General features: G+C 58.7%; 18 protein-coding genes and 1 pseudogene. 14 read left to right on the top strand and 5 right to left on the bottom strand.

Translation table 11 applies throughout. The features are described 5' to 3' along the window. The first annotated feature begins 597 nt into the window (after positions 1-597). From NKI01_RS29095 to NKI01_RS29080, 4 genes are all read left to right on the top strand, one after another. A complete protein-coding gene (locus NKI01_RS29095; protein ID WP_352965566.1) occupies positions 598-1140 on the top strand; it encodes a hypothetical protein in 543 nt (180 codons plus the stop codon). A gap of 318 nt (positions 1141-1458) precedes the next feature. After that, positions 1459-3963, top strand: a complete 2505-nt coding sequence (locus NKI01_RS29090) for a hypothetical protein (protein ID WP_352965562.1) — start codon at positions 1459-1461, stop codon at positions 3961-3963. A gap of 17 nt (positions 3964-3980) precedes the next feature. After that, positions 3981-5054, top strand: a complete 1074-nt coding sequence (locus tag NKI01_RS29085; protein WP_352965560.1) for an NAD(P)/FAD-dependent oxidoreductase — start codon at positions 3981-3983, stop codon at positions 5052-5054. A gap of 52 nt (positions 5055-5106) precedes the next feature. Continuing rightward, positions 5107-6258 carry a cupredoxin domain-containing protein gene (locus NKI01_RS29080; RefSeq protein ID WP_352965558.1) on the top strand — a complete coding sequence of 384 codons (1152 nt, stop codon included), beginning with the start codon at positions 5107-5109 and terminating at the stop codon, positions 6256-6258. Here the strand turns inward: NKI01_RS29080 and NKI01_RS29075 are convergent. Together NKI01_RS29075 and NKI01_RS29070 are read right to left on the bottom strand one after the other, a co-directional pair. Further along, a pseudogene (locus NKI01_RS29075) lies at positions 6242-6543 on the bottom strand (hypothetical protein); the annotation flags it as partial. The gene NKI01_RS29080 and the pseudogene NKI01_RS29075 sit on opposite strands and share 17 nt — an antisense overlap. Positions 6544-7236: 693 nt before the next feature. Continuing rightward, a complete protein-coding gene (locus NKI01_RS29070) occupies positions 7237-8262 on the bottom strand; it encodes a LacI family DNA-binding transcriptional regulator (RefSeq protein WP_352965556.1) in 1026 nt (341 codons plus the stop codon). A gap of 204 nt (positions 8263-8466) precedes the next feature. Here NKI01_RS29070 and NKI01_RS29065 point away from each other — a divergent pair, with 204 nt between their 5' ends. From NKI01_RS29065 to NKI01_RS29040, 6 genes are all read left to right on the top strand, one after another. Further along, positions 8467-9498 (top strand): sugar ABC transporter substrate-binding protein, encoded by a 1032-nt coding sequence (locus NKI01_RS29065; protein ID WP_352965554.1) that lies wholly within the window; start codon positions 8467-8469, stop codon positions 9496-9498. A 103-nt stretch (positions 9499-9601) separates the two neighbouring features. Next, the gene (locus tag NKI01_RS29060) at positions 9602-10558 is read left to right on the top strand and encodes an ABC transporter permease (protein WP_352965552.1); all 957 of its coding nucleotides are present in this window, start codon (positions 9602-9604) and stop codon (positions 10556-10558) included. Beyond that, the gene (locus NKI01_RS29055) at positions 10558-11352 is read left to right on the top strand and encodes an ATP-binding cassette domain-containing protein (protein ID WP_352965549.1); all 795 of its coding nucleotides are present in this window, start codon (positions 10558-10560) and stop codon (positions 11350-11352) included. Before NKI01_RS29060 ends, NKI01_RS29055 begins: the two co-directional genes overlap by 1 nt. Continuing rightward, positions 11352-12326 carry an ABC transporter permease gene (locus NKI01_RS29050; RefSeq protein WP_352965547.1) on the top strand — a complete coding sequence of 325 codons (975 nt, stop codon included), beginning with the start codon at positions 11352-11354 and terminating at the stop codon, positions 12324-12326. The genes NKI01_RS29055 and NKI01_RS29050 overlap by 1 nt, the downstream gene beginning before the upstream one ends. 11 nt (positions 12327-12337) lie before the next feature. Next, positions 12338-13348, top strand: coding sequence for a Gfo/Idh/MocA family oxidoreductase (locus NKI01_RS29045; RefSeq protein ID WP_352965545.1), 1011 nt, complete (start codon positions 12338-12340; stop codon positions 13346-13348). Between the two features lie 12 nt (positions 13349-13360). Next, complete coding sequence (locus NKI01_RS29040; protein ID WP_352965543.1) at positions 13361-14320, top strand: sugar phosphate isomerase/epimerase family protein; 960 nt, start codon at positions 13361-13363, stop codon at positions 14318-14320. A 622-nt stretch (positions 14321-14942) separates the two neighbouring features. Here NKI01_RS29040 and NKI01_RS29035 read toward each other — a convergent pair. Next, entirely contained in the window at positions 14943-15944 is a 1002-nt protein-coding gene (locus tag NKI01_RS29035; protein ID WP_031193584.1) for a LacI family DNA-binding transcriptional regulator, read from the bottom strand. Positions 15945-15979: 35 nt separating this feature from the next. Next, positions 15980-16429 carry a VOC family protein gene (locus NKI01_RS29030; protein WP_023717674.1) on the bottom strand — a complete coding sequence of 150 codons (450 nt, stop codon included), beginning with the start codon at positions 16427-16429 and terminating at the stop codon, positions 15980-15982. A gap of 266 nt (positions 16430-16695) precedes the next feature. Here NKI01_RS29030 and NKI01_RS29025 point away from each other — a divergent pair, with 266 nt between their 5' ends. From NKI01_RS29025 to NKI01_RS29010, 4 genes are read left to right on the top strand one after another with little or no spacing between them, the layout of a single operon-like run. Next, a complete protein-coding gene (locus NKI01_RS29025) occupies positions 16696-17592 on the top strand; it encodes a carbohydrate ABC transporter permease (protein ID WP_352965541.1) in 897 nt (298 codons plus the stop codon). Beyond that, positions 17589-18512, top strand: coding sequence for a carbohydrate ABC transporter permease (locus NKI01_RS29020; protein WP_023717676.1), 924 nt, complete (start codon positions 17589-17591; stop codon positions 18510-18512). Before NKI01_RS29025 ends, NKI01_RS29020 begins: the two co-directional genes overlap by 4 nt. A gap of 2 nt (positions 18513-18514) precedes the next feature. Next, positions 18515-19618 (top strand): ABC transporter ATP-binding protein, encoded by a 1104-nt coding sequence (locus NKI01_RS29015; RefSeq protein ID WP_352482627.1) that lies wholly within the window; start codon positions 18515-18517, stop codon positions 19616-19618. 19 nt (positions 19619-19637) lie between these two features. Beyond that, positions 19638-20903, top strand: coding sequence for an ABC transporter substrate-binding protein (locus NKI01_RS29010; protein WP_023717677.1), 1266 nt, complete (start codon positions 19638-19640; stop codon positions 20901-20903). A gap of 206 nt (positions 20904-21109) precedes the next feature. On the opposite strand, the gene NKI01_RS29005 is transcribed toward NKI01_RS29010, so the two are convergent. Then, positions 21110-21291 (bottom strand): hypothetical protein (locus NKI01_RS29005; RefSeq protein WP_352965538.1); only part of this gene is annotated, 182 nt, incomplete at its 5' end.

Here is a 21291-nt window from a genome sequence, read left to right as displayed (position 1 = left end):
CCGCGCGCCTCTCTCCCGACTAAAGCAAACAAGGGCGTACAAGGCGGAAGCACCGAAATGCCCGCCAGCGGGACCAAGTCGGTTCGGTGCTGGAGAAAGTTCGTGGCCCTGAAACCGGTTCAACAGGGCGGCCGTAGGAGCATCAGCAGAGCGCCGCCGCAGGCGGAATGCTGGACCGACCGCCCCCGGCGGGGGGCGCTGCTTGCGCCGGGGCGTCTGAACGCTGATCAGTTTCGCTACGCTGCGGCTGCACTTCCAGAATGGCAGTATTGTAGGGAGTGAAGTAGATCGAGCATCCATTGCTCTGGATGCCTTTCGAGCACGTCGACAATTTTTAATGCTGTCTCCATGCTGACCTGGCATGCGAACGGTGGCTCGACACCGACACCTCGGATGCCAGCATCCGCAACCGCCTCACCTGGCTGCGCTGGTGGGCGTGCCATGAAGAATCTCCCAAAACAGAGTTATAGACCGTGACGACCTTCCGGTCATGAGTATTGCCTAGCTGGTCGCTCTACGAACAAGCCTGGAGCCGAGGTCCGATAGTTTTGCGGTCTAAGAACTTCGGTTACATGAAAGTTACATTCCAATAATCGGATGGACCGTTATTTCGTACAACTAGTTGTAATAACTGGCGCACCCGACGCGATTCGAACGCATGACCCCTTCCGTCAGCGCCAAATTCTGAGCCTTTTCTGGCGTTCGGCCAGAAAAATGCTGTTTATGCTGCGCGCCTCTGCGAGCCTCAATTGTGGCTTCGATGGCGTAGCCTGGCCTGGCCACCGGCAGCATAGCGGCTGGGTCGGGGTAGACGGGATGGACGGCGAAACAATGCAAAACATTCCTGACGGAGCGGCCAGCCTGATTGAAGCTAAGGGAAATTTCTCAATTGATGTTGATGGGAAACCACAAGAGGTGCGGCCTATCGACAGTTTTCAAGCTCTCGGCGCATTCCGAGGTGTAGGCACATCAAATGGAAAGCTGCGGTTTGTGGGGAACCAAGAACGAAAGGCGTCTGAACCCAACGAAGTTCGAGAGCAGCAAGCTTACGGAACAGCTAACCGTGCTTTCGCCGGTATGGCTGATGTTTCTAGGCTTGTTGGTTTTCCCCCTAAGATCTGCACTTCGCAAAGGGACTAAATTCTATGGGGTAGCCGAGATAGTCAGGGGTTGACTGCATAGAGACCCGCTGGCCGGCTGCTGAACAATCTGTGGTTAAGCAGAGCTATAGAGTTCTGGTCGGTCCCTGCACCGTTTCGGTCCAGCCGAACGGGACCCGAACTGGGGGGTAAACGCGGGCCGACACTGCGTTGTAAGCTTTGCAAGAATACGAAATTTCACCCCTTACTAATTAATCTAGTTGACTCGCGGAGCTGTGTGGGGATTCATTATGGCATCTGAAGTCATGCCTAAATAAAAAGCGGCAGCGCAAATCGCGCTGATCTGAGGGGGTTGGCTATGGGAAATGAGAACTGGCTTTTGCGCGGAACGGATGGCCGCGGTCCGGCCGGAGCGCAGTATAAGACATTCTCCGCTGAGTTTGATTCAGAAAGAAAGGCACCAACGCGCCTGATAGATCGAGTCCGTGATGCTTGCCAGCGCCTTGCTGGATCTGGCTGGCGGGAAATGATGAGTTGTCACGGCCTTGATATCCAAGCGGAAAATCTTGCTGAGGAACTAGCCAAGCCGCTCGGCGTCGACCGAAACACCGACGGCTTCGAGGATTTCGCGCTGGAAGGAGTCCGCGGCATCGAGCCGGGTCAGCCAGCGCTAAGTTTGCTCTTCCATGCATTTGCGTCACCCCGGGTCGTAAGCTATCGCAAAGATGGCCAAGACGTGCCTTTGACTGATTTTCCGACGCAGGCAGAGATCGAATTTATCGAGAACTACGTCTTTGGTGTGGCGCCTCCTTCGATGGAGGACCTGTTCGTACGCACTGGTGGTGTTCATTTGGCCATCGTTGTGTTTGCAGTCGAATATCGGCCAGGCATCGACACCGTTCACCGTAAACATGCCGACATGTGTTACTCGCGCTGCGGCATAGCGCGCGTTGGAACCACAGGTGCAGAATATCTGCCAAAGGCCAGGGGCTATCTGCCGTTTTTCGGGAAGGATCCAAACGCTATTCGCGTTTTGCCGTGTCGCTATGCCCCCTATATCGCCGCGCTGATGCCAGGCAAAAAAGGCAGCCACGGGCCCATGCGGTTTCTCGAGGAGGATCCCAAGCCGGTCGCTGCGTCAGCTACTCGAGAACTCGACGCCGGAGCGCCTCCGGCGCCCCCTGCCCTGCAGGCGCGCAGCATCTCCGATGAAAAACGCAACTTCTGGATTCCGGTTCACAAGCTTTTCGATGGACAGGAATGCGTCCTCGGACGCAGCATTGCTGTCCGGCTCTCCGCAAATCACGTCAATGAAAAGATCAGGCGCGCGCATCTCTTCTTTGGGGCCAACGGCCACGACGCTGGGTGGTCGGAGAAGGATACTAGCGCGCCGCCCTTCATCTTCTCGGACGGAATTGCGGCGTTTTCGACGGACAGCGATAACGGAAACTGGCTCTTGTGCCCCGCGCCCCACAATCCGATGGTGCAACCGGCACAGTATCGAGGAAAGCCGCTGACATTTCGTGTGCCCGAAAGCACGGAAGGCTCGGCCTGGACAATCTACCAATCCAGCCTGAATCTTAAGTTGAAAGCGAGCGGAGCACGCGCGGCGCCGGAGTATCTTCACGTCCGGCATGCGATCGATCGCAATGGAAAGGAGACCGATCTCAACCAGTCCAAGGATCTCATCGAGAAGATCACGAAGGGCGGCTATCATGCGCGCCACTACGTCGACTTCGCCGGTGACGGATGGATTGATGTTGAATGCGAAGAGCTGGCACTGGAGGTCCCTCGCCGCCTTCCCGCTTATTCAATCGTGTCCACACCTGATTTCTTTCCTAAGGTCAATCAGTCAGATCTCATGAACTGGAGCGACCAGTCGGTTCCGCCGGTCCTGCTCAATATTCTGTGGCCTGAAAATCCGGGGAAGCCAGAGGCGTTGTCGGACCAGCGGTATGCCGCAAACCTGGAACTCTCGGGCGCCGGTTTTGATGCGAATGATGATACCATGACCGCGATCGTAGGCATTTTCGGGTCTGGACAGGGTCAATTCGCCCGCCTGCATCGCTCAATGCCTGGACGAGCGACGACCCTGCCGGATGGCGCCGCGGGCGTGTTCGCGCCGGGATGGGATGTCTCCTATGACCGAACTCAAGAATCGGACCCAAGTGACACCGGCGTGGGCTTGTCCCCGGGAACAACGTTCCTCAACACATACGGCCTTGGATCGCCGTTCGTCGAAGACAGCAAATTGTGCGCGGCACTTAGCTCATTCTGGCCAGCTGTCGCGCCCGATATCACCCGCACCTTTGGGCCGGTCACAAGATATGCAACCGCCACTCCGCTAACGGATGACGTCATCGGCATCGACGGATCGCCACCCTGGGACGGCATCATGGGTCCGGTGGTCGATGAAGCCAAGAAACTTGTTGATTATCCTTCGCTAGCCTATGGCGACTATGTGGAGGTCGCCCTGAAGGACGGCTTTAGTATGAGCGTCATCGGACAGACCTCAAAGGAGGAGTATGTCGGAAGGACGATCGCGATGGCGCGCGTCTACGCGGCCTTGCAGGCAACCAGCCGCAATGACAAGGCCAAATGGTCCCTACTCTCATTTCAACGGGCTACGGACACGGACCCCGACCTGCAGGCGGCTTTGACTGTCACCGGGCGCAGCGTCAACCGGTCGTACCTCTATCGATTCGTCATGTTCAGGCACGACGGCAAAGTGATCTCCAACAAGGTGAAATTCAACCGAGTTCTCGTGCCTTTTGTAGACCCGGTGCTTCTGTTCGCTGATCCATCGATCGTTCTCCATCAATTGCCAGACAAATCCTGGAAGGTTCATGAACTGCGCCGTTGACAGCGCTGGAGGGTGCGGTGAGCGCTTCGTCGGACGTCCTTATCCTGGGTGGAGGCCCTGCCGGTAGCGCGGCGGCAATCTGGGCGGCGCAATGCGGGCTGTGCGTCACTCTAGTCGAACGGTCTCCGTTTCCTCGCCACCGACCAGGGGAGACGCTGCACCCGGGCATCGAGTCCGTCCTCGACCAGCTCGGCGTTTCTGCGGAGGTTTCCGCGCACGCCGAGATCCGCCATCAGGGCCAAACAATTTCTTGGCGAGGCAAAACCTTCTCCTCCGATTTTGGAAGCGATGCCGACGGACCATGGCGCGGCTACCAGATTTGCCGCGAGCGGTTCGATACGATTCTGTTAGATCGCGCACGAAGGCTCGGTGTGACCGTCTGGCAGCCAAGTGCAGCCACAGAGATGCCGATTCTTTCGCGGGGTCGCGTAGAGGGCTGGGCGTGTCCTGGACCGATGGGCGCCCGGTTTGTCGTGGATGCTTCGGGGATGCGCGGCGTGCTTCGTAGAGCCTTGGGTCTCGCACAACTGGAAGCGTCTTCGCCCTTGCGCTCCTATTATGGATACGGCGTGGGCGATGACGATTGCCAGGAGACGCCGCCGAGTCTTGTTGGAAATGACCGCGGTTGGCTATGGACCGCGAGAGTAGGAAAACGACGGTTTCATTGGACTAGGATGAACTTCCGACCTGGCGGTGACGATCGAGGCTGCCCCCCCTCTCTCCGAGGCGTTCACTGGCAGGGACCAATCAGGGGGGCGGACGTCACCTGGAGGTTTGTTCCCAATTGCGCAGGTCCCGGATACTTCATCGCAGGTGATGCCGCAGCGGTGCTCGACCCGGCTTCTTCGCACGGTGTCCTGCGCGCTCTGATGTCCGGTATCATGGCCGCGCATGTCGCCTCTACAATCGTTAGCGGGCAGGTTCGCGAAAGCGACGGCATAGCGTCCTACCGAGACTGGCTGAGGGCCTGGTTCGAACACGATGCACGCCATTTGCGCGAACTCTATGGGACTGCTCTCTCCGCCGCACAACCAGACTTCTCGGACAACCTTTCCGGAAACAGCCGGAAACCCGCGCAATCTGTTGCCTAACAAATAAGCAGCACCTGCCCCCCTAGGGCAAGGTTCATCGAAAGGGGAAGACATGGCCAAAACCGTCATAGCAGAAATTCGAAACAGCTCATTCCCAACACTGGTCATCCCACCGCAGACCTATGTAGTTTGGACCAACCGCGACCCGTATCCGCACGCAGTCGAAACCCAGCGAACCGCCGAGGTGTATTTCAATCCGGGCGCTCTTCAGCCCGGTGAAACATCAAGCCCGGTGTTCTTCGATAAACTCGGTGATCATCCCTATCTTTGCCGGTTTCATGAAGGAATGGAGGGCGTTGTCACGGTCAAGGAAGGCGCGTCAATCGATCAAAAAGGCAGTGGAGATAGTGCCACAGGACACGCCGGTCATGCTGGCCATGTCGGTCACGGCGGACTCAGGCATCTGCATGGCTTCGTGACCGGGGGGCGAAGTGGTAGCCGGCTCTACATGACACACACGCCGGTGATTGCAGATCCGCGCCATTGCTTTCAGATCATCCTCCAGGGAAGCTTCGCCAATCCCGATCATGTGGCCGCGTATGAAGCCATGCGCGCTGAAGGCGGGGGCTACGATCGGCGTGTTCAGATCTTCCACAGCCATATTTCCCTCCTAGACATAGCCAACGGCACGACTAAGGACCTTCCGCAGTCCACAGTGGAGTACTATCCCGACTTAGATCACCCTGATGACGGCGTCGTGGTAAAGGGTTTGCCCGAGGAGGCGACACCTGTCCGGATCGATCGTGTGATCCATTTCCATCGCTTCCAGCCAGACACCGACTACCCAGACGGTATGGCTTACCTGGTCTATGGCGACGATCAGGACGTGTTCATCGACCACTTCATCACGCGAGCTCCGAACTTCCATTCGGTTGCGAAACTCAAGACCAAACCGGATTTCTGGACAAAGTTTGACGGAGATCCAGTCAAAATTCTTGTACCTTCGAAGCGCATCCGGGATGTCTCTCCGAAGAACGTTGCTCGTGTCGGATTCGTCGACAACGCATTCCATCTTTATTGGCTGTTACCGCCAGGTGCAGGCGCCAACCAGGCACAGGATCCCTTGAAGCGACGCGACGGTATACAACCCCTCTACGACGTGGTTTTGGAGGACGGAAAACCAAGCCAGATTGAGATCGGCACCTTCGTCCATTTCGACATCCGGCTGCTGAACTATGGCGTGCTTATCATCGGCGAGAACTAGCTGCAGTTGGCTGGCTAGATCGAGCCGTCGTCATCTTGACAGGCGCCCGTCGTGATAGGGATGCCTGCCAACAGCTTTCCTTGCTAAGCAAGCCTGCATACTCGAGCGCCTTCATTGAAGCCAAATACGACAGGAACTCTTTCGTCGTCATGTAGGTATAAGGCGCTCTGGGCTGTGGACTGCCCGGACCAGCGGCGATGAAGCCAAGCCCACGAAGAGTCCGATCGTATCGCGGCTGACCTCCTTGCCGAAGAACTGACCGAGTTCACCGCGGGTAGTCGGTTGCAATTAAGCGATGCACTCAGCAGAGGTTTCCAGACTGTGAGAGGGCGTTCGTTTCTGACCCAAAACTGTAAGATTTTCGACTAAGCCGCGCGCCTCCGCTAGCAAAAGATTGCCTCGTCGATAGTGTGTCTCGCGATGCGCTCTCCCGACGCGAACTCCCGATGGCGAATTAACGTTTCCGACGATCAAAGTTGTCCCACAGCGTCACCGGACGTCCCAATCTCTTTAATAAGAACGCGGAATTCGGGTGGAGGAGTAAAACAGAAAGTTCGAAAAGCTTCCAAGAACCCTAGGCAAACTGGACGCCGCGGCGGATAAACATGAACGGATATCACAGCGAACATCCGCGTTGGAGAGGTCACAGCCTTCGGCAGCAGTGCGCCCGAAAAGGGCTGTCGGCGGGTCCCTCGTGGGAACGAAAAAAGAAGAGAAGCAGAACTTTTTCGTGTGCAATTTTTGCACACGAACACTCATAACCAACTGATATTATTTATCTATCTTCCCCATCCATGGGGCTATGACCAGTCTATGTGATTGATATTGCTTCATTGTTCTATAGTCTCAATTGGTTAACTTGCACCGATTGCAGACAAATGTACGACACAATGCGACGCTTTTCGCCACGTTTCGATGGCTGAGTGCACGCGGAGCACACACGAAAAATGTGGAGCTGCTATTGATGCCGCCATTGATTCATGGACCGCAATTGTATCGCGTATGCACCAATATTTGCGAATGGGACGGCTCAGCTGTCACGCCGTTCAAATTGTCCTTTATCCATCTCGCCGCTGAGGCCAATTCACTGACAAAGTCGTGGGAGATGACGTAGTCCATGATCCCGGTTTCAAGCAGACCGCGGGAATGGTTCGTCAACTCGTGGCCCACGAATACTGTCTGATCAGCCTTACCTGCGGTCTCCAACGCCTTCGCAACGCCGCGATTTGCGCCGGCGACGTTGTAGATAGCCGCTGGGTGTCCATTCACTTCGAAGTAACGGGTCAGTTGCTCGCATGTGCTCTCCGGCCGATCGTCCGAAATCACACGTTCTTCTATCTTGAGATAGGGAAAATCGGAGCGCAGGACTCTGCGAAACCCCATCTCGCGCTCCTGTTGACACCGGAATGGCACGCTCATGACAATCAGGATGCTGTTGCGTTCCTTGGGTAGGGCATTGCCGATCAGCAGGGCAGCTACGCTGCCAGCGGCATACTGGTCATTGCCGATATACGCACTGCGTCTGGAACTCGGCAGATCGGTGGTAAGGCAGACGACTGGAATTCCGGCGGTTTGCAGTTTTCTTATCGCACGGTTGATAGCGGGATGTTCTCGAGCGATCACAACAACACCATCACCGCCACTGCCTTCCTGTTCCAGTTGGCGTGCGAACGAGATCGGTTCCAACTCGCTTGTGGTAACGTAAACGCCTTTGATCTCCACCCCCGCAACTGTTCGATTGACCTCCTCGGCCGCGGAGGCGATCGCGGCGTTGAACGTTTCACCGGAATCACAAAATAGCCGGATCTGAACAGGCACATCACTGTCGGCGGTGTCGTTTCTCAGTTTTTCCAGCGCTCCTAGAACACGCGCCCTTGTTCGTTCGCGCACGCCACTACGGTTGTTCAGAACCCTGTCGACCGTCGCAGACCCAACCCTGGCCAGGCGGGCGATCTCATGAACAGTTGGGCCTCTCCATGTCCGGTTTGGCGGGTGATCGACCAATGGAAACTCCTCATCATGATGTCAAATACATCATCGAGGAAGTGGCCGCTTCTTGCAACTGCAATGTTTTGAAGGGCTTGCACTAAAATTGTGCGCCGCAGCGGAAGTTGATGCTAATGCCATCGCAGATTGGCTATCATCCGCCTTGAATGATGTGACCTCAATCGGAATAGTCACATCGACTTAACGGAGGGAGGAGCCCCCATGAACTTGAGAAAATTAGCGATGCTTTCTGCCGTGTTGGCCGCCGGCGTCGTTGCTAGCGTGGCCGATGCGCAGGACAGCGGCAAGCAATACCGCTTCGTCATGGTCTCTCATATCGGATCGAACGATCCGAACATGAATTGGCTGACGTTGTCGCTCAAGGAGTTCGAGAAGAAGTACCCGAACGTCAAGACCGAGTACATTTCGACCAATAATTACTCAGTTCAGGAGCACGTTCGTCTTCTTGAGCAGGCGATCGCGACACATCCAGATGGCATCGCCGTTCCGATTGTCAGCTCGGACGCTTTTGAGGGGCCTTTGCGCAAGGCGATCGAGGAAGGCATCCCGGTTGTAGCCTTCAACATTCCCGACAGCCGGCCTGCAGGCGAGCGCATTCCCTATCTGACCTATGTCGGCGGCGACGAGTATCTCACTGGCAAGAAGCTGGGCGAGTACGCGATCGAGCAGGCGAAGGAGGGCAAGATCCCGACGCCGAAACACATCGTTTGCGCCAGCCATGATTCTGCCCACCAGGGTCTGAAAGCGCGCTGCAAGGGCATGAAGGACGCTATGGAGGCGGTCGGCGCCAAGTTCGATGAGCTGTTTATCGGAGCGGAGCCCGCAACAGCTCGCAATACGCTGCAATCGTTCCTGCAGGCCAATCCCGACACGAACTACATCTTTACCGTTGCCGGCTGGTCCTCACCTTGGGCCTGGGGTGTGGCAAACGAAATGAAGCTCGATCCCGATGTCGACGACAAGGGCATGACGATCCTGACCGTGGATGAAGGTCCAGTCTCGATTGAAGGCGTGAGAGCGGGCCACGTGCTGGCGACCAACAGCCAGGGCTTCTGGCTGCAGGGCTATGAGCCGATGGAGTGGCTCTACTGGAACAAGGAATTCGGGTACGCCCCTCAGAGCGATATCCTGACCGGCCCCGTCATCATCAACAAGGACAATGCCGATCAGTGGGCCAAACAGGTTCGCACCGTGTTCGGCGACAAGGCGTACGACGAACAGAACACCTGGTAAGGGTTCCTCCCGAGAGGGGGCGGCCGAATTCCGCAAGGGTCCGGCCGCCCCTATTCGTTTTCGCGGTCAATGCCGCGCGCTGAAACCGGCGAGTCCAAGTGTCATGAAATATCTTGTGCGAAGCCAAGGCTTCGGCGCGATTGTCGGCGTCACCGTCATGCTTATCGTGTTCACCCTGATCGACTTTTCAGGCTGGTGGACCATTCAGACCGTCTCCAACGTGACGCAGTTCGCGTCCATCCTCGCCTTCGTGGCGATGGGCCAGGCCCTTGTCATCATGACCAAGGAAATCGATTTGTCGGTCGGTTCTGTCTATGGGCTGACGGGGGTAGCCTTCATTACCCTGGAACCGACCCTCGGTGTAGCTGGCTCCCTGATCGTCGCGATCGGCATTGCCGTGCTCGCCGGGTTTCTTCAGGCTGTCGCCGTCGTCAAGGGACAGTTGCCGTCCATGATCGTCACGCTGGGCGGTCTCTTTACCGCCCGCGGTATCATCTATGTCTGGACGGGTGGATCTGTTCACAATTTTTCGCCGCCGGCACGCAGCCATCCCCTTACCCGCCTGCTCGGCGGCGAACTCTTCGGCATCGAAGCCGCCACCTACTGGCTGGTCGTGGTCGCGGCAATCCTCAGCCTTCTGCTTTGGACGACGCCGTTCGGTAACCGGCTTCTGGCAACGGGAGGCAGTCTGGAAAGCGCTGAATCTCGCGGTGTGCGCACTGACCGCGTCAAGATCGCCGCCTTCATCCTTTGCTCATCGCTGGCTGGCTTCGCCGGGATCCTGACCTTGTGCAACCAGCCGCAGACCCATGTCACGCTTGGCGAAAACATGGAGCTTGAGGCAATTTCCGCCGCGGTCATCGGCGGCTGCCTGCTGACCGGCGGACGCGGTTCGATCCTCGGCGCCATTCTCGGAGCGCTCATCGTCGTGAGCTTCCGCTACGAACTGATAGCACTTGGCGCACCGTCTTCCTGGTACGTCAGCTTCGTCGGCGTCGTGCTCATCGTGGCGGTCATCTTCAACCAGAAACTTGCCCGTTTCCTCGGGCACAGCGTTTGATGCGGGAGGACGCTCAAATGACGAAGAATCACCCCCTTATTCAGGTCAAGAACGTTGACCTTCACTTTGGCGCCTTTCACGCGCTCAAGCACGTGTCGGTGGACTTCCGTGCCGGGGAGCTTGTCGGGCTCGTCGGCGACAATGGCGCCGGCAAGACAACGTTAATCCGCGTTCTTTGCGGCATTTACGCGCCGACGTCCGGAGAGGTCTTTTTCGACGGCAAGAAGGTCGAGAGGTTTCACCCGAAGCTCGCTATCGACCAGGGTATCGAGACGATCCAGCAGTCCGTCGGACTTTGCGACAATCTATCGATTGCCCGCAATTTTTACCTCGGGCGGGAACCGGTAAAGCGCATTCTTGGCATTCCCTTCCTCGATTTCAGCTTGATGCGCGAGAAGTCCAGCCGGGTGATCCGGCAGTTCGGCCTTCGCGAGAACGTATCTGCCGACGACGAGGTGGAACGCCTTTCCGGCGGAGAGCGTCAGTCCGTCAAGATCGGTCGGGCCGTCGAGTTCAAGAACCGTGTCGTCATCATGGATGAACCGACGAACCACCTGTCGGTGCGCGAGCGCGAGCACGTCAACGAGCTGGCGGTCCAACTCAAGGAGCAAGGCCTGCTCGTCATCTATATCACCCACGACATCTTCCAGGTGCACAAACTCGCGGACCGCATAGTCATTATGGAAAACGGCGAAAAGGTCGCCGACGCTTCCACGGATTCCATGACCGCCGAGGAGCTTGAAGAAGTCATTCGGCAGGGTGGCCGCGTGGTCGAAAGGCGGGAGACTATCTGATGGCAATGTCAGTCGCCAAACCCCTCATTCGGCGTCATGCGGAGATTGGCATCTTTCTGATCGGCGCGATTCTGATCGCGATATTCGCCTCAACCTCGGACGGCAGATGGGCCAACGTCGACAATATCGGCACGATCCTTCAGGTGACGGCAACGCTGGGGCTGATGAGTCTTGGCGTTGCGTTGGTCATCGGCACGGGAGAGATCGACATTTCGGTCGGTTCGACGTTCGGCATGGGCGCGCTGGCCTATCTCTGGCTCGCCGCGAACGTCGATCCCTCGATCGCCGCCTTGGCCGCGATTGTTGTCGGCGCCGCAATCGGTCTTATCAACGGTCTGCTCGTTACCCGTACGGAGACGCCGTCCCTCATCATCACGCTCGGCACGCTGATGATCTTCCGCGGCATTGCCATCGCACTGACGGAAGGATTCTCGTTTTCGATTCCCTATGCGGCTCGCAAGGGATGGACGTACTGGATTCTCGGCGGAGGTGATTTCCTTCACTTCAACACCGCGCTGTACTGGTTGATTATCGTGCTCGTCATTCTGATGGTGATGCTGAAGGCAATGCCTTTCGGCAACCGGCTGCTCGCGGTCGGCGGTTCAGTCGAAAGCGCGCATTCCCGTGGCGTCCGCGTCGATCGGATCAAGCTTTCGGCCTTTGTCCTTTGCGGCACGCTGGCGGCCCTTGCGGGAACGCTCGAGGCAGGCAAGCTCGGTTTCGCGGACGGCTCCATGGGACGTCTCATGGAGCTGCAGGCCATCGCTTCCTGTGTGCTTGGCGGATGTCTGCTGGCCGGCGGACGGATTTCGCTTCCAGGAGCGCTCATGGGAGCCTTCGTCCTGTCGTCCATTCAATCCTACCTCGTCGTCAACGGCGTGCAGCCTCAATGGTTCGTGCTGCTTCTGGGCGTGATCGTTGTGCTTGCGGCTTATGGAGACAAGTCTCTTCGCCAGTGGGCTCTCAGAAAATAGGGACATTATGAATGTCGATCAGAATAGCGATCATCGGCGCGGGCATCATGGGCGCCGACCATGCTCGGATTGTCGCCGAAGACCTGCCGGGGGCAAACCTGCAGGTCGTGTGCGACGCCTCACCGGAGCGGGCCCAAAAAGTGGCAAGGGATTGCGGCGCGACTGATGTGGCCACGGACCCCGTGGAAACCATCCAACGCAGCGACGTTGACGCGGTGCTCATTGCCAGCCCGGACGAGACCCATGCGCCCCTGTCGCTCGCCGCGATCGAAGCAGGAAAGCCGGTCCTGTGCGAAAAGCCGTTGTCGCAAAGTTCGAAGGAGTGCCTGGACGTGATCGACGCGGAAGTGTCGCGCGGCCGGCAGTTCGTCCAGCTCGGTTTCATGCGCCGCTTCGATCCATCTTATCGGGACATGAAGGCGTCGCTCGACGACGGCTCGCTTGGCCGGGCGATCATGATGCATAACTTCCACCGGAACGTGGAAGCGCCGGCGAACTTCACCGGCCAGATGGCGATCACCAATTCCGCGCCGCATGAATTCGACATCGCGCGCTTCATTCTGGGCGCCGATCATACTGCGATCTCGGTTTTTCAGCCGGGAGGCGTCGACGCTTCGACGACTGGAGCGCCGGTCTTCATGGTTCTCGAGACAGACAAGGGTCAGCTCGTCAATATCGAGATCAACAACAACGCCGCCTATGGCTATGACGTGCGCGGCGAGCTCGTTGGCGAAAAGGGATCGATCTTTCTAAATGTGTCCGCCCCCACGCGGCAAAACGGCGCTCTCATGGTCTACGAGCGCTATGCACCGGATTGGCGACCCCGTTTTGCTGAAGCCTACCGGCTCCAGAACAAGGCTTTCCTTCACTTCGTTCGAACGGGGAAATTCCCGGCCGTTGCCTCAGACGCTTGGGATGGCTACTGCACTGCTCGGGTCGCCGAAGCCGGCGTTGAGGCCCTCCAGAAGGGTCAACGCATCACTATTGGGAGGGCGGAAAAACCAGCCCTGTACAACCGGTAAGAGGAAAGAGATATGAAACTGGGCTTCGTTTCCGACAGCCTCGGCGGCACGACATTCGATGCACTTCTCGACCATGCCGCACGCCTTGGCGTCTCTGGTGTCGAGGTGAACACAGGCGGCTGGTCGACCGCGCCGCATTTCGACCTGAAGACGATCAAGGCGAGCCCGGATGCGCGCCGGACCTTCGCCAAAGCCTTCGAACGCCGTGGCCTCGAAATCATTTCGCTCAACGCCAACGGCAATCCGCTACATCCAACGCAACCCGAACAAGGTGAATGCCTGAAGGACACAATACGCGTCGCCGGCGAGATGGGAATCACGACTGTCTGTACGATGTCTGGCCTGCCGGCGGGACGCAAGGATGACCTCATGCCGAACTGGGTAGTCTCCTCTTGGCCGCCGGAGACGCAAGAGATCTTGCGCTACCAGTGGGAAGAGAAGCTTTTGCCTTTCTGGGCGGAGATTGCGAAACTTGCCAAGGAATGCGGGGTCGAACGCATCGCGCTGGAACTTCATGGAAACCAGTGCGTCTACAACGTTCCGTCGCTTCTAAAGCTCCGAACGGCTGTCGGTCCCGTCATCGGTGCGAATCTCGACCCGTCGCATCTGTTCTGGATGGGCGCGGATCCGCTCGTTGCGGCCGAAGCACTCGGTGAGGCCGTCTATCACGTCCATGCCAAGGACACGATGCTCAACACTCCAGTGCAGGCGAAGACCTCTCTGCTCGAAAACGGCTCACTGATGGACATCCCCTCCCGCAGCTGGTCTTATATCACGCTCGGCTTCGGCCACGGCGAGCAGTGGTGGCGGCAATTCTGCTATCGCCTGAAAATGGCCGGGTATGACGGCTGGCTCTCGATCGAACACGAAGACGTTCTGCTCAACAGCCTGGAAGGCCTGGAAAAGTCGATCGCGCTGCTTAGGGCTGTCATGCCCGTCGCAGCGAGTGATTTCAGGCTACAGGCCATATAATGGGCGACACACGGTATTGCGTTTCACGACCACCGGTCATCCTGACCTAACCATTTCCCCGGCGACTCGGCGTTGCTGGAAGCGACCGTTCTCCGCACATCCGACCGAAGCAACAGACACCTCGCAATCCAAAGGCCGGTGTGTTCGGAAACCACGAGCGGATTTCTAGCTTTCGCAAAACCCACCGCACGCAAGTTGCTTCGAGGTCTCGGACAGTTGGTCGTGGGCGACCGAGAACCGTGGGGTGGAAACGGCCACCGCCTCGCAGAAACGAAAATGGAAGAGAAGCAGAACTTTCGTGTGCAGTTTTTGCACACGACATCCAATAACTACCTGATTTTGCTCACGTGTTTGTCCAATCCATCATTGGCGCCACCGCAAGTCTGTGGCGTAACATATTCATTTCATTATCTTCTTAATGTCTCTGTCAGACCAATTTGGCGAGGATGCCCGCCCAAACGTAACCGAATTTACGATTTTGCCGCCGCAACTGAAAGCCCCTCAGCTACATCAATCTTTCGCTGCACACGTAGGGCGCACGAAACCGGTGAGCAACGTCCGCTCCGCCACTGCGCATCGCGCTGCCACGCTGGTCGTGTCTGACGATCGAACGCGCCGTGCCTCAGGTGGATTGGCGGATCACCAGTTCCGGATCGATCAGCGTCACGATCGGCGTCGGTAACGGCTTGCCGATCATCGACAGGATCCGCTCAACCGCATGGCTGCTGACCTCGGCGGCGGCATAGTTGATCGATGTAATCGGCACCGAGCTGAAGTCCGCCGCTTCGGTGTTGTCATAGCCGACGATCGCCAGTTCGCCGGGCACGGAGACGCCCTGCTCGCGACACCAGCGCAACGCTCCAATGGCGAGCGAATCGGTCGTGGCAAACAGCGCCGTCGGCCGCTGCTTCGGCTTCATTGCCTCGCCGATCGCCTGAAAACCGTCGGTCGCCGAATGGCCGCCGGGCTTGACCACGACGAGCGCATCGGCGGGAAGCCCTGCCTCGGTCACGGCGCGAAACGCGCCGTCATGCTTTTCGCTGTTGCCGAGCAGCTGCGCCGCGTCGAGCATGGCGATGCGACGATGGCCGCGCTCGATCAGGTGCCGGACCGCCTTGTAGCCGCCGCTGCGGTCGTCGATCGCCACCACGTCGAGGCCGGCAACCGGAATATCGGCAAGCACCAGTGCGGGATATCCGACCTGACGCACCGCGCGGATGTGGTCGAGCCGGTCGTGGTTGGTCGGATAAATGAGGATGCCGTCGACCTGCCGCGAGCGGAACACGTTCAGCGCACTCCACTCCTTGGCGGAATCGTGGTCGCTGGCGGCCAGCATCAGGGAATAACCACGCTGGGCGAGCTCCCTCTCGAGGAAACGCGACACCAGCGTCAGCGTCGGGTTCATGATGTCGGTGAGCACCAGCCCGATCGTCCGCGTCTCGCGGCTGACCAGCGCCTGCGCGATGGTGTTCGGAAAATAGTTCAGGCTCTGCGCGGCCGACTGGATACGGTCGCGCGTTTCCTCCGGAATTCGCAGACTGCCGCGCAGCGCCAGCGAAACGGTGTTCGCCGAGTAGCCGGTGGCCACCGCGATGTCCTTCAGTCGGGTACGGGTTCTCTGCAAGATCTCGTCACATTGGCCATGTTGCCTGAGAGGACTTAAGCCGGCAGCAATCCCTCTTCGCGCAACCGTTTCAGACCCTTGTACTGAAGGCAATCGGCGTGCATCTCCATCAGCTCGATGCGATTGCCGTCAGGATCCTCGATCCAGGCCTGGCGGTTGCCGTCGAGCCCGTCCTTGATCTGTGCGGTCAGCTTGATGCCGTTGGCCTCGATCGCCGGGCAGAAGCTGTCAAGATTATCGATCGTCAGGCACATGTGATTGACGCCGTTGGCGTTCCAGCCGGGAGCGCGATCGTTTTCCGCGCCGGGAAATATCTCCAAGAACACCTCTTCCGTGATCCTGAGATACACCAGCCAAGTGCTGCCGTCCTTATTGTGAAGGCGCAGCATCTCGGGAAAGCCGAGCTTGTCCCTATAGAAGGCGAGGCTGGCGTCCAGGTCCTTCACCTTGATGGCGGCGTGGCCGAAGCCGGTGATCCCTTTCATGACGTTTTCCTCCCGATAGGTCGAATTTCGTATGAGCGTTAATATCGCCTTTGCTCCCCGCCGCGCGCTTTGTCAATATGAATTCTCACCCGCCAAAGCGCGGGTTTGCTGCGCTGCAGCGTCGTTTTCTCGAATGCCCGGTGCCATTTGATCCCGATTTGCTTGTCACTGTTGACAGAGCGATATCGTCATGATTGGTTTAACGCTAATATGAAAATTGCCAGAGCCGCGATCGGCTAAGGCAGGCCTTCGAGGGAGGAACCCGAATGGCGCTCAGGTGGAGCAAGGTCTCGCCGCAGCTTGCGCTGATTCCTGCGCTCACTGTCACCCTGGTGGCCTTCGCCGGCGCCATCGGATGCACGATCTGGATGTCGTTCACGCGTTCGCGTCGTTTCCCTGACTACGCGATCGACCCCGCAGTTTGGGCGCGCCAGTATGACCGGCTTTTCAGCGACGGCGTCTGGATGACCTCGCTCCGGAACGTCGTCGTCCTGGCGATCGGCAGCGCGCTCGCCATCGTGCTGGGTTTCATCCTGGCCGCGATGATCGAGAAGGAAAAGCGCGGCGAAGGCTTCTTCCGGACGATTTTTCTCTATCCGCTCGCGGTGTCGCTGATCGTCACCGGCATCGTCTGGCGCTGGATGTTCAACCCGGCCCTCGGTGTCCAGAACTTCCTGCACCAGCTGGGCTGGGAAAGCGCCAATTTCAACTGGCTGGCCGATCCTGCCACGGCAATCTACGGCATCATTCTCGCCTCGATCTGGCACGGGCTCGGCTTCTACATGGCGCTGATGCTGGCCGGCCTGAAGTCGATCAACACGGAAATCTGGAGCGCCGCCAAGCTCGACGGCGTGAGCTTCTGGCGGCTCTACGTCGAGATCATCATTCCGATGCTGAAGTTCACGTTCCTGACCTGCGCGATCCTGCTGTCGCTCGGCGTGGTCAAGACCTACGACATCGTGCTCGCCATGACCAATGGCGGACCCGGTACGTCAACCTGGACGCCGGCCTATTTCGTCATCAACGCCTATTCGACCCGTTCCAACATCGGTTACGCGTCCGCCTCAGCAGTCATCATGCTGTTGATCACGGCTGCCGTCTTCCTGCCGCTGATGCTGGTCACCGCCTGGCAAGTCCGCCGTCGCCAGGCCGCCGCCGTATGAATGCCGTGTCCGCTTACGAGACATCAGCGGCCGCGCGCATCGGCGGGCGCGTCTACCCCCGTAGGCGCCGCCGCATCAAGGGAGCGTCGATCGCCGTCCTCGTGTTCCTCGCCATGTGCGCGGCCTTCATTTCGATCCCGCTCTACGTGGTGATCGTCACCTCTTTCAAGACAATGGACCAGATCGCGCTCGGCGAGGTCTTTTCGCTGCCGACCACCTGGACATTCGAAGGCTGGTGGAAGGCCTGGGCAGAAGTCTGCTCGGGCATGACGTGCGAGGGTGTCAGGCACGGATTCTTCATCTCGCTCGCCATTCTGTTCCCGAGCCTGTTCCTGTCGATCGCCCTGGCGTCGGTCACCGGCTACGCGCTGGCTCTGTGGAACGTCCGCTGGGCTGGCCCCTTTCTGTTCGTATTGTTCATGTGCGCCTTTGTGCCGTTCCAGATCATCATGATCCCGTTGGTCGCCCTGACCGCCTCGCTCGGCATCTACGGCACCATTTGGGCGATCGCCGTCATCCACGCCGTGCTGGCGATGCCGCTGCTGACGTTGATCTTCCGCAATTTCTACAAGGACGTGCCGCCCGAGATCATCAACGCGGCGATCATGGATTCCGGTAGCTTCTGGCGCATCTTCGCCGAGATTATCCTGCCGATGTCCGGCAACATCATGATCGTCGTGCTGATCCTGATGATCACCAGCGTCTGGAACGACTTCCTGATCGGGCTCACCTTTGGCGGCATGGGCGCCCAACCGATGACCGTCATCCTGGCCAACACCGTCATCACGGAGCGCGGCGAGGTCCACTACAATGTCGACATGGCCGCAGCTTTGCTGACGGCCATCCCGCCGCTGGTGGTCTATTTCGGGCTCGGCAAATTCTTCGTCCAGGGCATCACCGCCGGAGCCATCAAGGGATAGCCGTGCCGAAGGTCGAATTCAAAAATATCGTCAAGCAGTTCGGGCGCGTCACCGTGCTCGAGGATCTCGACCTCACCGTCAATGACGGCGAGTTCCTGGTGCTGCTCGGCCCGTCCGGCTGCGGCAAGACCACATTGCTTAACCTGCTTGCCGGCCTGCAGGAGGTGACCGCAGGCTCGATCACCATCGGCGGCCGCGATGTCACCGATCTCGATCCCAAGGACCGCGGCCTGGCCATGGTGTTCCAGTCCTATGCGCTCTATCCGACAAAAACGGTGCGCGGCAACCTGAAGTTCGGCCTCTCGGCGCAACGGCTCGACCGCGGCGAGATAGAGCGGCGTGTCGCCTGGGCCGCACAGCTGTTGCGTATCGAACCGCTGCTCGACCGCCGTCCGGCGCAACTGTCCGGCGGCCAGCGCCAGCGCGTCGCCATCGGCCGCGCGCTGGTGAAGAATGTCGACGTGTTCCTGTTCGACGAGCCGTTGTCCAACCTCGACGCCAAGCTGCGCACCGAGATGCGTCTGGAGATCAAGAAGCTCCACCACGACCTCAAGAAGACGGTCGTCTACGTTACCCATGACCAGGTCGAAGCGATGACTATGGCGACGCGGATCGCTGTAATGGACGGCGGCGTCATCCAGCAGATCGGCACGCCGGACGAGATCTACGAGCGGCCGGCCAACCTCTTCGTCGCTCGTTTTGTCGGCTCGCAGCCGATGAACGTCTTCGAGACGACGATCGATCTCACCGGCAACCGCGTCGTCGCGACCCACCGGTCGACCGGCGTCGAGATGGACCTGTCCGACTATTCCTTCATCAGGCAGCCGGCCACGGGCATGAAGGTGCTGGTCGGCTTGCGGCCGGAGCATTTCTCGATCGGCAGGCCGAATGGCGGCAAACCGGCCGCCATCTTCGACCTGCCGCTGCGCTACAGCGAAAAGACCGGTAGCGACGGTACCGCCTTCTTGGCGGCCGCCGACGAGCTGCTGGCTGTGCATGTAGACCATTCGCAGATCGGCGCGCTGCGGGACGGCGCCAGCGTCAGAGCGATCTTTCCGGCCGACCGGTTCAATCTTTTCGACGCCGAAACTCGGAGTCGGATTTAACATCAATAGGGAGGAAACGATGTCCAGAAGACTGACGTCCAAGAGACTGCTGGGCGCATTTGGACTGGCGCTGGCGATCGGCGCCGCGCCGTTCGCCAGCGCCGCCGCCACCGAGCTCAAACTGTTCCATACATGGTCGAATGAGAGCGAGATCGGCGCGCTCAACGCGATCGTCAAGGCGTTCGAAGCGAAAGGTAATAAGATTACCGAGATGGCCGTGCCGCACGAGCAGGCCGGCTCCAGCCCGCTGGTCAGCCTGATCGTCGCCGGCACACCACCCAATTTGTTCATCAACTCCGAGCCTGGCCTTTATCGCGATCTGACCAAACGCGGACTGGGCGAGCCGCTCGACGCCTATTTCGACAAGATCGGGGCGACGCCGAATTTTCCCGAAACGGTTTTGAAGTCAATCAAGGTCGACGGCGAGATCCGCAAAATCCCGACCGGCGTCCATATCGACGGGATGATCTACTACAACAAGAAGGTCGCCGCCGAGGCCGGCGTCGACCCGACCAAATGGGCCTCGCTCGACGATATGTTCGCCGACATGAAAAAGGTCCAGCAGGCCGGCTTCACCTTCATCGGAGTGGGCGGCAACACGTTTCAGGCCGGCTATCTCTTTCATGCCCTGGTCGCTGCCGTCGCCGGCCCGGACATATACAACCGCTTCTATGGTGAAACGCCTGACAAGACTGTGTTCGACGAGAAAGGCCTGCGCGACGCGATCGACATGTTCCGCAAGATCACCAGCCAGGCCGACGCGGGCTGGGTGAACCGGCAATGGAACGAGACGACCAGCACGGTCATTTCGGGCAAGACGCTCATGCAGATCCATGGCGACTGGATGAAGGGTCAGTGGAAGGCCAACAAGAAGGTGCTCGGCGAGGATTTCGGCTGCATCAACATTCCCGGCACCAAGGCGCTATCGGTGACGGTGGATGCGTTCGGCATCCTCGGCGGCCAGCCCGATGACGTGCTCAAGGCAGAGCTCGACTTCGCCGGTACCGTCGTCGACCCCAAGATCAACGCCGAGTTCGCTTCCATCAAGGGATCGAGCCCGGTGCGCCTGGACGTTCCGACCGACAAGCTCGACGCCTGCAACCAGCTCGTCCTCGACTCGCTGAAAAAGCCCGGCTTCAGCGTCCAGAATCCTTTCAACATATCCGACACCGACTGGCTGAACTCGGTGTGGAATACGATGTACACATTCCAGGGCGACCCCGACATGACGGTCGACGACGTCATCGGGGATTTCCGCAGCGAATACGCGGCGGTCTTCCCGTAATATTGGTTGAGTCCGCGCCGCCCACCTGCCTCGCGAGTTCGTCGAAGGACGATACCCTCTCCCGTGAACGGGGAGAGGTTGATCGATCATTTGGCCAACTCAACGCGCCGCCACTAACCCACGGGAAAACATTTTGCGCAACAGACGGCGGGGGCAACCCCTGCATCCATTGACAGTCGTCATGCTCGGCTGGAGAATGAAGAAGGTCAACGGCGATAGCCATGCGGGAAGGCAATGGTCCAACCGCCAGATACCGGACACCGTCCTGGCAGCGTCGTCGCGGTCATCGTCATTTGTTTGATCAGATAGTGTCCTGAAGGTTCTGCAAAAAGTTTTGGAGAGAGAACGGCGCTTGCTCTGAAGGGCGAGCGGCCATGGCACGGTGGTG

The organism is Mesorhizobium sp. M0815, from assembly GCF_040319995.1.
GTDB lineage: Bacteria > Pseudomonadota > Alphaproteobacteria > Rhizobiales > Rhizobiaceae > Mesorhizobium.
This window is presented reverse-complemented; position numbering and strand designations above follow the sequence as displayed.

Excerpts from the sequence above, each read along its gene's own strand:
- NKI01_RS29020 (WP_023717676.1), top strand. The coding sequence starts at position 17,589 with ATGAATGCCGTGTCCGCTTACGAGACATCAGCGGCCGCGCGCATCGGC.
- NKI01_RS29060 (WP_352965552.1), top strand. The coding sequence starts at position 9,602 with ATGAAATATCTTGTGCGAAGCCAAGGCTTCGGCGCGATTGTCGGCGTC.
- NKI01_RS29055 (WP_352965549.1), top strand. The coding sequence starts at position 10,558 with ATGCGGGAGGACGCTCAAATGACGAAGAATCACCCCCTTATTCAGGTC.
- NKI01_RS29050 (WP_352965547.1), top strand. The coding sequence starts at position 11,352 with ATGGCAATGTCAGTCGCCAAACCCCTCATTCGGCGTCATGCGGAGATT.
- NKI01_RS29065 (WP_352965554.1), top strand. The coding sequence starts at position 8,467 with ATGAACTTGAGAAAATTAGCGATGCTTTCTGCCGTGTTGGCCGCCGGC.
- NKI01_RS29080 (WP_352965558.1), top strand. The coding sequence starts at position 5,107 with ATGGCCAAAACCGTCATAGCAGAAATTCGAAACAGCTCATTCCCAACA.
- NKI01_RS29045 (WP_352965545.1), top strand. The coding sequence starts at position 12,338 with ATGTCGATCAGAATAGCGATCATCGGCGCGGGCATCATGGGCGCCGAC.
- NKI01_RS29010 (WP_023717677.1), top strand. The coding sequence starts at position 19,638 with ATGTCCAGAAGACTGACGTCCAAGAGACTGCTGGGCGCATTTGGACTG.
- NKI01_RS29025 (WP_352965541.1), top strand. The coding sequence starts at position 16,696 with ATGGCGCTCAGGTGGAGCAAGGTCTCGCCGCAGCTTGCGCTGATTCCT.
- NKI01_RS29095 (WP_352965566.1), top strand. The coding sequence starts at position 598 with ATGGACCGTTATTTCGTACAACTAGTTGTAATAACTGGCGCACCCGAC.
- NKI01_RS29030 (WP_023717674.1), bottom strand. The coding sequence starts at position 16,429 with ATGAAAGGGATCACCGGCTTCGGCCACGCCGCCATCAAGGTGAAGGAC.
- NKI01_RS29090 (WP_352965562.1), top strand. The coding sequence starts at position 1,459 with ATGGGAAATGAGAACTGGCTTTTGCGCGGAACGGATGGCCGCGGTCCG.
- NKI01_RS29040 (WP_352965543.1), top strand. The coding sequence starts at position 13,361 with ATGAAACTGGGCTTCGTTTCCGACAGCCTCGGCGGCACGACATTCGAT.